Here is a 13,952-nt window from a genome sequence, read left to right on the forward strand (position 1 = left end):
CAATCGGAAATTTCATGGAGTTTGCCACTCTGCTACAAAAGCAAAGAAAAAGCCCCGCATAGCAGGGCTTTTCCCGATTTGATATCATCCGATAACACTGATTTTTGACTGCGCAGAGATCACATCCCTGCAGCATTCAGCTTTTGCATATTGTCCCTTTTCAGTTCCAACGAAGAATGCACGTATCGGTCCAGCGTGATTGTGACAGAGGCATGGCCCAAGATTTCGGACAAGGATTTGATTTCAAATCCGACCTCAACAGCTCGTGTCGCAAATGTGTGCCGAAGTGTATGAAAATGCACACCCTCCAGGCCGCATGCCTGCGTGTACTTTTCCAATCGATACTGCAATACCCGTGGCTCCATGAATGCGTCCGTTCCGGTCAAAACATATGCGGCTGAACTTTGCGGCTTCATGTGCCTGCAAAGCCCAGCCGCGTATTCCGTCATAGGGATCGTTCGCACGGAGGTATCGCTTTTGGGAGGACCGATTACGATTCTCGTTCGAGCATTCTGTGATGCGCTGGTGTCACGCAGCCTTTGCAGCGTCTCTGCAATTTTGATTGCTTTATCTCTTGTAGAAACGTATTCCCAACGTAACGCGCAGAGTTCACCAATTCGGATGCCTGTACACAACGCCAGCAAGATACCAAATCTGCATGGATCCAAATCCTTTTGCAGGTAGGAAATGAAGCGCTCCTGTTCCTCTCTGGACAAAACGCGCATTTCCTTTTTTCCTATCTTCGGATAGTTGATTTCCACCACAGGAAAGGTTCCTGTGACCTTTGAAGTCGTAAACTTTAAGATTCCGTGCAGCACGACCAGAATATCATGTACGGTCTTTGGTGCCAGCTCATCTTCAAACTGCAATTCTTTGATAAAATCGTCCATCAGTTCCGTAGTAAATCCCAAAGGGCAGCAATCACCAAGTTTGGGAATGATGTGCTTTTCAACTACCGTGCTATACTTGATATATGTTGATTCTTTCACCTTGCTTTTCTTTGCGTGAAGCCACCCCATACAATAGGCGGAAAACAGATTTTGAGTCTTGGATGTTGGCAAGGGATTTCCGCTTGCTAACGCTGCTTTGCACTTTTCCGCTTTCTCTTTGGCCTCACGATATGTTTTTCCATAGCAGTATCCATATTTGATTTTTCCGGATAGCTCACGCCCTTTGCTATAGCGGGCTTCCCAGCGACCGTCCCGCCGTCTGAAGATATTCTCACCCTTTGCCATTTTGTAATTCCTCCTTGTGCTGTGATCATATGGGTGTGGATCTTATTTTAAATCCATCCAGACTGCCGGATTGACTGCGCTAAACTTTCAAATCAAGGTATTTCTTCGACAAATATTGCCGTGCGCTGATAAAATCACACTTTTTTCTTCCATTTCGCCGCTGAGACAATTGCATTTCAATGTGCAATATGCTATAATACGGAAGAAAAAATAGGGTTTAGCTTTCCCGTGGAGTGGCAAACTCCACGAAAATAACACGGTAATCTGTGTGACTCAGGAGATTTTCGCATTGCGGAAATCTCCTTTTGTTTTTCCAGTGCGGTGATTCAATAACGCCTTCAATCGCTATCTCGTCTCGCTTTATAAATCACTGTTCTGCTCTTTTTAATTATACCATGCTCTATAAATAAGTCAATAGCTCTTTTTATAGAGCGGATAAAAAATGCCGGGCAAGCTATAATTTTATCCAGAAAGGGGCGGCATTTTTATGAGCAAGGAAGGCGTCAGCTTTAAGAACAGAGATCGTTTTATTCAACTTGGTATCGCAATTTCAACTCTGCGCAAATTGCGTGGCATGTCTCAGGATCAACTGGCAGAGAAGGCCAATATGAGCCGCTCTCATCTAAGCGCCATTGAAGCGCCTAACATGATCAGAAGCTTTTCCTTGGAGACACTATTCAATCTTGCAGATGCATTGATGATCACACCATCTGATCTTCTCAACACATCACTTTTCTCTGAGCAAATCAACGAGCTTACGGATTCTGAGAAGTAACCCAACTACTGTTCTTTCTCTGTATTAAATCTCCGATAGAGTGGGTCCTTCTGGGAGGTCCATCATGAACCTCCCCTGGGTTCAGCAAATAGGCGCAGCCCTCCCTTGGCGGAGGACTGCGCTTTTCTGCGGCTTTACTGCACGGAATACAGGTTGGATGTACTGCTGCCGTTATCACGATAGCGCGGGATCTTTTGCAGATACCCGTGCTGCTCCAGATCAGTCAATGCCCGCTTGACCGTGGAGCGGGACAAGCGCATGTCGGACGCAATCGTCTTGATTCCCGGCCAGCATTTCCCCTCGCTGTCTGCGCGGTCACGCAGATACATATAAACTGCCCTCGCTCTGGAGGGCAGTTCGGTGTCGGCATAAATTGTTCCAAAGTAACTCATAGATCCTCCTCACCATAGGTCTTCATTTGCTTTCCGCCCCTGCGCCGGGGCTTCTCTACGGCAGGCTCATGGGACATGCCGCCGCGTCTGGAAACGGCATAGGCTCCGCTCACATCCGCATCTTCTGCCTTGCTTGACTGCGGAAGGTTTCGCTCCAGATCCTCACGGTTGGCATAGGCTACCGCACGATCTGCCCGCTCCGGCACGATATAAGGCTCCTCGAAGGTGATACCCCATTCCAGAAAAAGCCGCAGGCGGGTGCGCATAGGGTGCTGTCCTGTCTTTTGGACAATAAAATTCCCCTTGGGAATAGACTTCAGCTCATCTGGCGTCAGCAGCGGACGCTCCATCATCTGCAGGCTTTGGCTGGGATCGTTCTTTCCTCGGCTCACCGATCCAGACAGAACAGTGCGGTTTCCGAGTGCCTTGGACAGCACCTCCGCCGTTTGGCTGTTTGGTGCGAAGCCACCGAAGATGGTGTCCTGGCAGTTGTCCTGAATAATTTCACTGCCTTCTTTTCCGTAGTTCTTTTCAAGCTGTGCCAAAGACTGAATGATCGGCACCAGCGTCAAGCGGCGGGAACGGCCCGCGGAGAACAGCGGAAGGACATCGAAGGGCGGCATGGTACCAAACTCATCGCAAAACAGCACCACGCGGTTTTGCAGCTTGCCACCGTTTTCATCCGCTACGGCGAACAGCTCTCGACTCAGATTCTGGATCATCAAGCCCGCCATGAAGTTTTTCGTGGTGTCCTCCTCCGGAAGGATGAGGAAGATGGCAGACTTTTCAGAGCCGAACTTTTCCGCGTCAATGGCGCTGTCAAAGCAGAGCACCTGTTCCAGCTCCGAGTCCAGAAACGCATTGAGACGAGAAAGCACAGTAGACATGACAGAAGCCATGGCCTGTTCCGCGCTATTGAGTGCAGCGCCCGCAAACCATCTGGCTTTGTGGTCAGGTGGCAGCTTACCCATCAGAAGCTGAAAGTGACTCTTGCCCTTTACCTTACTGGGTTCCAACAGATCCTGCACTAACTTGAAAACGGAAACGATATGCCGGCGTTCCTGGGGATGCTCCTCATCCGGCGGAAGAAACTCCGCCAGCATCAGGATGACCGAGGTGAGCAGTCCCTCCGCCGCATCATAGAAAAAGGCATTCTGTCCGCGATTGCTGTCATCGCCATCGGGGTTGACAATGGTTTTGGCAAGGATCTTGGCGTATTTCTCCGCCTTGGCTCGAGCCGCCAGGTTCTTGGGATCCTCTCGCGCGATATCCATGTAGCGGTTGACCAGTGTCAGCAGATTATTGCCATCTGAACGAGTAGGATTGCGCAGGTCGATGACGGACACATTGTAGCCATAGCAGTTCTTTGCAATCGTACCGTAATTTCGAGCCAGGTCACCCTTGCTGTCCAACGCCAGCCAGCTCATACCGGAGGCGCAGGCGTATTCCAGATTGGGATACAGGAAGAATGCGGTTTTGCCAATACCGCTGGCGCCGATCATAAGGCAGTGAATGTCATCGCTATCCACCAGTGCGGTGAGTTCCTGCGGTTGCCCCTTGCAGCCGAGGATCAATCCCTGCTCCGTGGGGAGATTCTGTCCTCTGCGCCACTCTCTGACTTTGAAGGGCACATGGGCATAGGTCTGCTTGATTTCCTTGTCGGTGGCCCATCGGGCTGTACCATGCTGCCCATCGCCCACAGTGCGGGATTTGATATTGCCAAGGGTATAGTGATGAGACATCATGGACAGCCCACCGATGACAAGGAACATTGCTGCTCCCGCTGCGATCAGTATCCAGATACTTGCGTTCAACATTTCACCTCATTTCATTCATAGAAAAGCCCTGAGCGTTTTCGGCGCTCAGGGTCAGGTCGTCATTCCAGTCTTTGTTCTCTGGGATCAGGCACTCCACGGAATAGCGCACCTCTAACTGATTCCGCATCCGGCGGCTGGCCTGATGACCAGCTTCATCGTTATCGAGGCAGAGCAGGACGGTGTCGAGCTGCGGCACTTGTTCCAACATCTGCAATACCGGCTGAATGGATGTGCCGCAACAGGCTACATAGCTGTGCCGCTGCCAGCTTTCCGGATGAAGCGTGATGTAGGACAGCATATCGATAGGTGCTTCGAACACATACAGGCTTCTGCCTGTGCCGACATGATGGAAGCTGTATCGCGGGTCGCTGCCCTCCACGTTCAGCCGGAAGGCTTTTCCGTAGCTGTTGGCGCTGCGCTTGTGGGCGTGGCGAGGGACACTATCTGTATCCGTACCGACAAAGACGGCATTGTGATACTCGGCATCTTCATACAGAAGTCCGGCCTTGGCAAAGTGCGCCACCACATCTCTTGCGATGCCGCGATGCTTGATGAGATACGCAAACACTCTGCGCATATCTTTGTTGGCAGGCGGAAGTGCAAATGGTTTCGCAGGTTCCTCGGTGCGCTCTCCGGCAGAGGGATACGCTGTTCCCAGTTCACCGCCCAACAGCAGCGTCACTGCATCCGGATAGCTGAGACCATAAAACCTCTGCACAAAGCTGACGGCGTGTCCGCCTCGCTCCTCCGCATGGTCATACCATTCGTTGCCTCGGACGGTCACGCTGTGGTCACTGGCAAGACGTTTTTCCCTGCCGGAGGAAAGCAGCTTTTCACCACGGCAGTGCAGGAACTCCTCCAGATCTACTGCGGCGGCACGCTGTTTCTGTTCTTCGGTGAAATGAATATAACTTGACATGGAGTCCTCCTTTTTTACATACTCTGCTGATACTGTGTCTGCTCCTCATGGTCGTCCGCCTTGTGGCCCATAGCCACACGCTTCTCTACAAGCCGTCTGCGACGTTTGGAATCGACGCGGATTCCCGCTGGGTTACTTGGCGGAACGGAATTGTTCTGGAATATCCTGCTCATGTGATGGAGCAGCTTGGTTGCCGCCAGCATGACAGACGGATCCCGGAACTGGTCAAAGCGGTCGAGAAAGAATCGCGCATACTCATTGCCCTGTGCCGCAGATCGGATCAGCCATTCTTTGGCCTGCTCACGATCTGGGGGGACATCCCGCCCTAAGAGATACAACTTGCCCAAGGTGTACTGTGCAAATTGATTTCCCTGATCAGCGGAGGCTGTCAGGTACGCAAGAGCCTTTTCTACATCCTTCGGCACGGGCTCACCGGTGAGATAAAACTTTCCGAGCCGATACCGTGCAAACTGATTGTCCTGTTCTGCGGCCTTGTCCAACCATTCCAGAGCTTCTACTGTGCGCTTCTGCGTGAGGAGCAGCTTCCCGAGGGCGTATTCCGAGAAATCATTACCGGCTTCTGCGGAGCGCCGAAACCACTGCTCCGCTTTTTCGTGGTCACGCAAGGTGGAGAGATCATCCCGATAGAACTTACCAAGCTGATGTGCCGCAACGGTATATCCTTCCTCCCAGAGCTGCTCCAGCGCTTTGACTGCGTCTGCATGTTCCGCATCCAGCGCATAGATGTCCTGCAGAACGGCCTTTGCAGTACGGTATCGCTGCGCCCGCTCGTACACGCTGTAGGACTGATGCTCCTCCTTCTGACTTTCCGGCTCCGGCTCATCCTGCATCCTTTCATCCTCAAAGGTTGGGAGGCCGAGGCGAATGTTCTCGGCCTCCCGGATGATGTCGTTTTTGATTTTGCGAAACTCCTTGCGTTGGGATAGCGGGAGTCGCTCCCACGGGGTGCTGTGACCGTAACACTCGTTCAGCTCCTCATGGATCTGATTCCACACCTCATAGCATTCAGAGACCTCCGGCAGCTCCGCCAGCGCATCCACGATGGTATCGACAAGCTGCTTCAGCGGCTTCTTGAGATAGCCATACTGTTTCTTTCCGGTAGTCGCTTCCAGTGCCTGCACAAGCTGACGCATGTTATCCTCAATGATCGGGCTGTCGCAGATCTGGTGCTGCATCCGGCTGATCATTTCCCGCATGGCATTCTGCGCTGTCTCCACTAAGTCTGAGTAGGCCACATCCTTGCGTTCATAGATTTGCTGCATTTCATTCCGGAAGATAGCATTGGTCAGCTTGGAGCGCATCGCCGCGATCCCATCTTTGGTCAGGAATCCTTCTTTCGGATCGTCTGACCAGACCATCATATGGATGTGCGGGTGATGCCCCTCGTTATGGAAGGCGGCGTACCAGCGGAAGTTATCGAGCGATATCTTCATCGACTTCGCCAGCGTCGGTGCGTTCTCCATGAGGAGCGTGCGCCACGCATCGGCGTTGTCGTATTCCAAACGAGCGGCATCCTCACGGCGCAGAGAGTAGATGATGGTCCACACATTTCCCTCATGAGTTTCCAGCTCTGACATTGCCGAATCGAGATCTACGGCAGTGGCAGAACTGAACAGGCCATGGCTTCCGTGCTTCTGCACGCGGGGGCGGGTAGCGATATACTGCATATATCCGCTCTCCGAATCGATTTCATGAAGGTTAGCATCCAGTGCCATACTGATAAATGCGGAAGCCGTACCAAGCGTCGGCGTTTTGCAGTAGTCCTCGTACTCAAACAGTTCCACCGCATCCGGAAAGTCCGTGAGCAGTTTTTGAATGAGCTCACGCTGACCTTTTGTGACCGCACCGTTTCCGGCCAACTTCTCCACGCCTTCACGGGTAGCGATGTAGCGCATGTACCCGCTGGCTTTCCCAGATTTGATATAGCCACTTTTCTGTACGAGCTTCGCCATCGCTTACACCGATTTCTGAAAGTCCATTGCATCCTTGAAGGAGATACGGCCATTGGTCCGCTTCATATCACGGATGGCCCTGCCGCGCAGTCGCTCATATGCGCCTTCATCGATATCGGTATCATAGGCAATGATCTGCGCCATCAGGTTGATGTCCACGCCCTGCTTGAAAAGCAGAGAGCTAATGCGGCCCGCAAAACCATCCAGCGTTCCGGTCAGCGTAGCGGAGAGTACTTCAGGCAGAAACGCACAGGCGTTCTTCGTGTTCAAGTAGCCGACATAGAACTTGAGCGCTTTCATCACGAACTCGCTTCGGCTGCTGCAGTTATCCTGCTTCAGATGTGCATCGATCTCTCTGTCCATATCCTCCGTGATCCAGAAAGCCTTTTTGATTTTGTCGTTGTGTTCCACTGATAAATTCCTCCTTATTTTCGTGTTGTCCCCGCTGGAAACCCTTGTCCCACGGGGATTTTCCGGTTTATAGGGTCCAAGCCACCCCGCAAGGTGCTATTTTGTCCCCAGCCCAAAAAGCCGAAAACTGCCCGCACTGCGGGCAGAAGTGGGTCGAGCCGGGGCGCTTTGTCCCCGGCTCTTTCTCCTGCTTTTCTTTCGTCGGATGCCAGTCTCCCCACAAAGCGGTTCAAAGCCCGCCCCAATCCCCACGGTGGGGTACTCGCTCGGGCTGCCTGTAAAAAGCGCACACAGCGGCCCACAGGGGCGGACACGGCGGAACAAGTGGAGCCGCCCAGGATAGGGCGGCTCCAGCAATTACGGAAATTGCTCAGTTGGCTTGTTCCATCCACATCTGCTTTTCCTTCGGTGCTTGTTCGATCCAGTCCAGCAGGTTCTGAGACTCCTCCAGCCATTTTGCCATTTCGAACAGCTTCGTCTTGGCGTATGCACTGTCTGTGTGCAAAGTCGTCTCGAACAGATCCCAGATATTGTCCAGCGTCTCCAAGCCGGTGGCATTCATCGGAAGTTCTTCCTCCGGCAGCACATGTGCCACCGTGCCGCCTTCTCCCACGGTGTGGATTGCATCCAGCTCACGATCCAGGAGCAAGATGACCTCCTGCGTGTCACCCACAGGGATGTCCCACGCTGCGCCGATGAGGGAGATGCACTCGCGGTGAGGCTGCACGTCGAAGGCGGGGTGAAGCATCAGCAGTGCCAGCCCCTCTTTTGCGATGTTCATTTGCAGTTCCTTCGCATTTTCAATTGTCATAGTTGTCTTCTCCTTTTTTGATTAGGGTGTTGCCCTTGCAAACACAATGCCACAGCACGGCGTGGAAAGCTATCTACGAAAACCAACAAAAGATCCGTAGCCAATCCTGTGCAAAACCAATGGCTTTGCACCCATCACATGGACTGCTCCGGCGCAGCACTCTGCTCCTCCCGAAGCTGCTGGGCGTACTCGTGCAGGCTCACGCCGGTTTGCTGCTGGCAGAACGCCTCCATCTTGCGGAGCAGAACTTCCTGCTCTGCGGCGTTAAGGGGGTAACTCCAGCTTTCTTCCGATCCGTCTCCCTTGCAAAGGTTCAGTTCCAGCGTGACGCACAGACGATCCTGCTCCACGTCATAGTTGGCGTAGATGTTGAGCCAGTCATCGTTCTGATCGGTGCAGACGAATGTACCGAAAGCGGCATCTACATCGAAGTCCGCCTGCAGATAAAAGTTGAGCTTACCGTCTGATTCGATGATTTCCTCACCGAAGGAAAAGTTCTGTGCGGAGAGATGACCTGCCGAGGTGATCTCTTTGCCCTTCAGATGATCTAACAGCTTGCGCCACTTATCATCGCCCGATGCGAACTGCGACCGGGTGGCGTGATAGACCGCCACCGATACATCACGCATGGCCCACGTCTGCCAGCCATCCATAATGTGAACAGCGGAGAACTCACGCTTGTCGAAGTTCACATCGAACACACCGCGCACCTTTCCGGTGTTCTCCATGCGAAGGGCTGTCAGGGCGTCAAACTCTTTTGCTGTGATGGGCTGCCCGCCGAAAAACATTCCGATGAATTTGTCCGGCGCCACGCCGCTGCCCTTCGTAACATAACCGCGCAGCTTTTTCCCGACTGCCAACAGCTCCTCACCGGGCGAGGTTTTGAAGTACCATTCCTGACCACGCTCCGTCACATGGTAGACGGCATAAGTTCGGGCCGCTTCTTCCTCCGCACGCTGCGCGGCGGCTTCCGATTGGATTGCACGGCTGATGCGCTCATACTCCCGCTCTGGAAGCTGATTGCACAGCTCGTCCAGCACATTCTCCAGGTGCTCCTGCAGGGTTTCATCCTTGAGATGCTTCTCGATAGCATTTTTCCAACGCTGGTCGATCCACAGAACGATTTCTTCCTGCTGTGCCATATCAGTTGCCCTCCTTCACCGTGACTGCCGTGGGCTTCGGCTCACTACTCGGCGTTTTGGGTGCGACAGATTTGGCGGTGCGCTTGGGCTTGGGAGCAGGGACAGCCTTGCTGTCCAGATACTCCCGCACAGCTTCCGGCACCGTCTGCTCATAGAGCTGCTTGAGTGCATCGTCCATGCGGGCCTGCACGGAGGAGTGTTCCTTACGGAGAGAAAACTCCAGTGCGTCCAGCTTGTCATCATCAAAGGTGATGGTGATGTTTACTTTCTTCATAATAACTCCTTTTCTCAGATCGTTATTGTACATGTTTTGAGCTTCCTAATTATGTTGAAGGGCCTTGTAATACCTCGCATTGCGTGGTATTATAGCGACATATAAATGTGGCATTGCCCAGGAGGTTGAACGATGAGCAGAACGTATTTACTGACACTCTCTATTTTCGCAGCATCCAAACCCAGAGCCGATGCCACAGAACATATGCCCTTTAAAGATTACGATGGATTTGCGGCTGTTTCTGGTCTCAGCACACCTCCCGAGGGAACAACTGCAGGATCTCAGCTTGCCGCTATCGGTTGGAATAGTTACGAGGAATTGAACCGCCGTGTACTTGTTCGGATTGAACTGCCGGATGAGGTTTTAGTTGGTCCCTATCAAATCGCCAATGTAACACGGCATGGACTTCACGCCTCGGAAAAAATCGGACGTGCTGCACGCGATGGCATGGGAAGCTCTGTCTACGCATACATCGGCAAGCCTTCCAGTACTCGAGAGACAGGCAGTGATGAGGCGGCCTTTAATGCCGCCGTTCACTCTGGGCTGTTTCTTTCCATCCCGCAAGAGACTGGCACCCGACGCAAGATTGCGGTGAATGTTCTTGCCATCAGCCCCGTCTATAAGGCATATGAAGAGCCGATACCGGACGGTTGGCGTGAAGAATTGGATGCGCAGCTCTCATTGGAGGAAAACGGTGAGCGGTCGAATCCTATGGCATAATAAGATGGTGTGTTGCCATGAGAATCCATCACATAACCGACCAACAATTTCATGTGCTTTTTTCAGATGCGCTGGAAAGCATAGATCGTGATGCCTTTATATCAGAATGGGCAATGTCCAGCCTGTGGGGAGATTCGGAAGGTCACAAACTATCCGCTAAACACTTGAATACCATCGGAGTCGTATGGGATGCTGCGCACACCACCATTCGTGATATCCGCAATGTCACCGGTTTATCACAAGCCGGATTTGGAATTCGTTTTTGCATTCCCTGCCGTACAATTGAGGATTGGGAAGCTGGACGTCGTTCTTGCCCTGGCTATATACATCTCTTGCTTATGCAGGCTGTTGGCTTACTTCAACGATAAGATGAGGAGAGTACCCATTCGGGCGCTCTCCTTATTTTATTCTCATTGTTGACATAGCCGTCCGTCTGAAATGCGTGTAGGTTTTCCTTCGTCAGATGCGTTGACTTTTTATGGGCAAGTGCTTTTTCATTAAGCCATAGCTCATCTCCTCAGTCATAATTGATATACGGAATCTTCAGCCAGTGCGTCCATCCTCGGCCGGCCAATTCTGTTTTGACAACACCATACTTTGTTCCCATGGCCTCAATGACCTGACCGCCGCCAATGTAAACGCCGATGTGCCCGTCATGCCAAACGGCAAGACCGGGAATGTCCGGCATGGTATCGATGGTGCCAGACTCCGTGGCGCTATAGTACATCTGGTTGGCACCGATATCCGGCATTCCATGGCTGCCATAGTCAATGGTCATCGTTTCCGGGGACAGCCAACCGTATCCCTTGATGAGGCCCACGCAGTCGGTGGTCCTGCCGCCCAGCCAGTTGGCACGGATAAAATCTTCGTAGCTGCCGACACCGTCAGGGTACTGTTCCAGCTTGTAGGCAAAGAGCGATTCGGTCAGCACATCGCCGTAGGTTCCCCAGACATAGCCCCAGCCGGATTCCCATGCGTGGATAGCATAGGTGACCAGGTCGGCGGCATTCTTGCTGTTGGGATCAGCAAAGGCTGAGATGTCCAAATCGATACTGCTTCCATCTCCGCGAAGGAACTCACCGCTGTAATTTCCGCCGCCCGCCGTACCGGCGATCATGGAATAGATATGGTTGATATTGCTCTTGTCATCCTCTGTGATCGCCCTGCCAAGTTCTGCTTCCAGATTGGCATACGCCTGATATAACGAAACCGGAACAGCGACGGTATATTCTTCCTCCGTACTGGTAACCGTGCCATCGTCGTTCTCAACGTCTACCGTGCGGGTACGGGTTTCCCACGTGTAGAAGCATTCTACGAAACGGTTGGCCGCCCGTGCAGACGGAGCATCCTCGCCAAAGCAGAGGGCATAAAAAATGGCCTTGACTCGAATCGGGTCAAGGCCGTTTCCGCTTTCTGTTTGCCCATTAACGGAAGCCACTGCCGAATCCAGAAGAGAAAAAGCGGTACGCATCTCCTCGATATGATACCGGAATTCTGCGGGTACTTCTGTCGAGTAGTTCACGCCATAGAAGGCTGCAGCTACCGCCTGGTTGTTGTGATCCGCACCTCCAGAGCCAATGGAACACAGAAGTGCGATGAGTACAATGATCGGCGAGAGAATTGCGACCAGCGTCCATCCCACGCCTTTGCGCAGCTTTTCGTTAGAGAGCACTGTCGCCGCGGCTTTTGCGATCATGCCTGAAGATACTGCCATCAGCGACCACCCGCCGTGCCAAACAGCTTTTCCTTGTATGAAGGGGCGTGTACCTCCAACAGGTAGCGCTCGTTGCCGCACTTGTACAGACAGACACCGCGCTGGGGAAACTTGATGAGGTTATACTCCGCCTCATCCAACTGGAGCATTTCCATGTAGCTGCGTTTATCAATGGAGCCCGCGTTGAACAGGAACTGGTGGGGCGGGATGCTGAACAGCGGCTTGGTCATCTCGCGGATGCCTTCCTGATCAAAGTCCTCCAGATTCTGCGAGGCCAGCAGCATGGCGGATTCCTTTTTGCGCACACGCTTGAGGCAGTTACGGATGTACTCAATGGCCGTGGGATTGGACAGCCAGATATACAGCTCGTCCAGTGCTGCTACAGTATTGCCGACCGTCAAAAGCTTATCCGACATGAAGGACAGCACATTGAACAGCATAGCGTTGCGGACATTTTTAGCGGCACTCAGCATTCCCTTGACGCCGAAAACGAGGAAGCGGCTGGAGGTAATATTGGTATGTCCATTGAAGAACTGTGCATCAGCGCCCTTGCACATGGAATGCAGTCCCAACAGCACTTCCTGCAGGAGCTTTTCCGTATAGAGCAGATGAGCGTTTGGATCGTAGCTTTTGAATTCTTCTTCGATCAGGTCATAGAGGTCAGAGAGGATCGGATAGTCTTCCGGTCGCATGCGGCGGAAGTTGCTTCGCTCCGTGATTCCCCATTTCGCATAGAGCTTGGACACCATAATCTCAATGGTGTCGATGTGGGCATCGCTGAAATCCTTATAGGCTCGGAAGAAGTCCTTGAGAAAGGAAACATGCTGTGCCAGCAAAGTGCTTTTGCGGAAGGCTTCCGGCGCTGCCGTATCGTCCGGGTCACCGCCATCATCCCAGCATTTCGGCTCCAGTACATTGATGATGTACTTTCCCGCCATGAGGTCGGCAAAGCAGCCGCCCACGGCCTCGCACATTTCCTGCTGCTCATGCTCGGCATCCAGCGTGATAACGGACTTTCCGGACTCCAGCAGATTGAGGATTAGGAGCTTCATCAGATAGGATTTGCCCTGGCCGGAGTTGCCGAGAATGAGGATGTTGGCGGAGGTCTTGTCCTCATCGCGCTGGTCGAAGTCCACGAGGATGTTGCTGCCGTACTTGTCCCGCCCGACATAGAAGCCCTTTGCGTCCGTTTTGCCGGAATAGTTGAAGGGATACAAATTCGCCACACTGGATGCCGGGAGAACACGCTCGAACTGCTGGCCGAAGGCGTTGTATCCCACGGGGCTGGCACAGCAGAAGCCCTGCTGCTGACGAAGCAGGAGCCTGTCCACATTGAGCTTGCTCCGCACCAGCTCCGTCAGCACATCGGTCTGGAGCAGCTTGAGCGTGTTATAATCCGAAGCGGTCAGCTCGATATAGACGGCGCAGTGGAGCAGCGGCTCTCGGTTGCGGTGCATGGAAGCTACCAACGACGCCACATCCTGCAGATTGCTTTCCGCCGTGATCGTCTGCTGCAGGTCGTTGGTGTTGGAGCTGCCCATGCGGTTTTTGTTGGCAGCATTCTGGATGATGCGCTTTTCCTCGGCAGGTGTTACCTGTCGGGTGTAGATACGCAGCGTGATCCCATCCTTTTCGCCCAGATGTCGGAGAATAGCCTGCTCATCGGTCTGGGTCGGATACTCCCGCAGCGCCCACACGCAGCGGAAGGTGTTGCCGCAGATGAAGTGATCGGGTTCGAACTTGACCACGGAAGGTGCGATCATATCCAG

14 protein-coding genes are annotated in these 13,952 nt (G+C 52.9%); 3 read left to right on the forward strand and 11 right to left on the reverse strand.

All coding sequences use genetic code 11. The annotated features are described in order from the left end of the window. Positions 1 to 119 precede the first annotated feature (119 nt). Positions 120 to 1,235 (reverse strand): tyrosine-type recombinase/integrase, encoded by a 1,116-nt coding sequence (locus ACI0CA_RS10460; protein WP_446806851.1) that lies wholly within the window; start codon positions 1,233 to 1,235, stop codon positions 120 to 122. Between the two features lie 487 nt (positions 1,236 to 1,722). Between ACI0CA_RS10460 and ACI0CA_RS10465 the strand changes: the two genes are divergently transcribed. Next, on the forward strand, positions 1,723 to 2,010 hold the full coding sequence (locus ACI0CA_RS10465) for a helix-turn-helix domain-containing protein (RefSeq protein ID WP_178877296.1): 288 nt from the start codon (positions 1,723 to 1,725) through the stop codon (positions 2,008 to 2,010). A 134-nt stretch (positions 2,011 to 2,144) separates the two neighbouring features. Here the strand turns inward: ACI0CA_RS10465 and ACI0CA_RS10470 are convergent, their stop codons facing one another. The 8 genes from ACI0CA_RS10470 to ACI0CA_RS10505 all read right to left on the reverse strand — a co-directional run bounded on the left by ACI0CA_RS10470 (position 2,145) and on the right by ACI0CA_RS10505 (position 9,749). Further along, entirely contained in the window at positions 2,145 to 2,402 is a 258-nt protein-coding gene (locus ACI0CA_RS10470) for a helix-turn-helix domain-containing protein (RefSeq protein WP_176922224.1), read from the reverse strand. Then, a complete protein-coding gene (locus ACI0CA_RS10475; RefSeq protein ID WP_446806850.1) occupies positions 2,399 to 4,219 on the reverse strand; it encodes a type IV secretory system conjugative DNA transfer family protein in 1,821 nt (606 codons plus the stop codon). The genes ACI0CA_RS10470 and ACI0CA_RS10475 overlap by 4 nt, the downstream gene beginning before the upstream one ends. A 1-nt stretch (position 4,220) precedes the next feature. Continuing rightward, positions 4,221 to 5,138 carry a DUF3991 and toprim domain-containing protein gene (locus tag ACI0CA_RS10480; RefSeq protein WP_446806849.1) on the reverse strand — a complete coding sequence of 306 codons (918 nt, stop codon included), beginning with the start codon at positions 5,136 to 5,138 and terminating at the stop codon, positions 4,221 to 4,223. Positions 5,139 to 5,152: 14 nt separating this feature from the next. Beyond that, a complete protein-coding gene (gene mobP3 / locus ACI0CA_RS10485; protein WP_446806848.1) occupies positions 5,153 to 7,111 on the reverse strand; it encodes a MobP3 family relaxase in 1,959 nt (652 codons plus the stop codon). A gap of 3 nt (positions 7,112 to 7,114) precedes the next feature. Then, entirely contained in the window at positions 7,115 to 7,522 is a 408-nt protein-coding gene (locus ACI0CA_RS10490; RefSeq protein WP_446806847.1) for a hypothetical protein, read from the reverse strand. A gap of 370 nt (positions 7,523 to 7,892) precedes the next feature. After that, the gene (locus ACI0CA_RS10495; protein WP_446806846.1) at positions 7,893 to 8,333 is read right to left on the reverse strand and encodes a hypothetical protein; all 441 of its coding nucleotides are present in this window, start codon (positions 8,331 to 8,333) and stop codon (positions 7,893 to 7,895) included. A gap of 134 nt (positions 8,334 to 8,467) precedes the next feature. Beyond that, entirely contained in the window at positions 8,468 to 9,475 is a 1,008-nt protein-coding gene (locus tag ACI0CA_RS10500) for a hypothetical protein (RefSeq protein ID WP_446806845.1), read from the reverse strand. Position 9,476: 1 nt separating this feature from the next. After that, positions 9,477 to 9,749 (reverse strand): DUF6103 family protein, encoded by a 273-nt coding sequence (locus ACI0CA_RS10505; protein WP_446806844.1) that lies wholly within the window; start codon positions 9,747 to 9,749, stop codon positions 9,477 to 9,479. A gap of 132 nt (positions 9,750 to 9,881) precedes the next feature. Between ACI0CA_RS10505 and ACI0CA_RS10510 the strand changes: the two genes are divergently transcribed. Together ACI0CA_RS10510 and ACI0CA_RS10515 are read left to right on the forward strand one after the other, a co-directional pair. Then, a complete protein-coding gene (locus tag ACI0CA_RS10510; protein ID WP_446806843.1) occupies positions 9,882 to 10,469 on the forward strand; it encodes a hypothetical protein in 588 nt (195 codons plus the stop codon). 17 nt (positions 10,470 to 10,486) lie between these two features. Next, a complete protein-coding gene (locus tag ACI0CA_RS10515) occupies positions 10,487 to 10,837 on the forward strand; it encodes a helix-turn-helix domain-containing protein (protein ID WP_446806842.1) in 351 nt (116 codons plus the stop codon). 149 nt (positions 10,838 to 10,986) lie between these two features. Here ACI0CA_RS10515 and ACI0CA_RS10520 read toward each other — a convergent pair whose 3' ends face one another. Together ACI0CA_RS10520 and ACI0CA_RS10525 are read right to left on the reverse strand one after the other, a co-directional pair. Continuing rightward, a complete protein-coding gene (locus tag ACI0CA_RS10520; RefSeq protein WP_446806841.1) occupies positions 10,987 to 12,183 on the reverse strand; it encodes a hypothetical protein in 1,197 nt (398 codons plus the stop codon). Next, positions 12,183 to 13,946: a VirB4 family type IV secretion system protein gene (locus ACI0CA_RS10525; protein ID WP_446806960.1), complete on the reverse strand. Its 1,764-nt coding sequence runs from the start codon at positions 13,944 to 13,946 to the stop codon at positions 12,183 to 12,185. Before ACI0CA_RS10525 ends, ACI0CA_RS10520 begins: the two co-directional genes overlap by 1 nt. Positions 13,947 to 13,952 lie beyond the last annotated feature (6 nt).

Origin of the sequence: Hominenteromicrobium mulieris, from assembly GCF_046197855.1 — a bacterium.
GTDB classification, from domain to species: Bacteria; Bacillota; Clostridia; order Oscillospirales; family Acutalibacteraceae; genus Hominenteromicrobium; species Hominenteromicrobium mulieris.